Source organism: Pseudomonas sp. HY13-MNA-CIBAN-0226 (assembly GCF_040310305.1).
Taxonomy (GTDB): domain Bacteria; phylum Pseudomonadota; class Gammaproteobacteria; order Pseudomonadales; family Pseudomonadaceae; genus Aquipseudomonas; species Aquipseudomonas gregormendelii.
In genome coordinates, this window is the sequence record NZ_JBEOPS010000492.1 from 1 (window position 1) to 248 (window position 248).

A 248-nucleotide genomic window follows, 5' to 3' on the forward strand; every position below is an offset into this window, starting at 1 on the left:
ATTGCCAAGTCGACGCCGTCGCTATTGAAATTAGGGGTACTCAGATCCGCTTCTACCTCCAACTGTATGCCAGGGTAGGCTTGATTGAAGGATGGCATCCGCGGCAGCAACCACTTGCTAGCGAAGGAGGGCATAACGCGCACTTTTAGCGTGCCACTTAGCTCTTCATCTCCAATTTGGTGCAAAGTCATTCCTAAAAGCCTCAACGCTTGGTCGACTCCGACGTGCAAGCGTTCACCGCGTTGCGT

At 52.8% G+C, this 248-nt stretch carries 1 protein-coding gene; it reads right to left on the reverse strand.

Features of this window, described 5'->3' with window-relative positions:
- Positions 1-191 (reverse strand): LysR substrate-binding domain-containing protein (locus tag AAEZ05_RS29635; RefSeq protein ID WP_350650203.1); only part of this gene is annotated, 191 nt, incomplete at its 3' end.
- Positions 192-248: the final 57 nt, after the last annotated feature.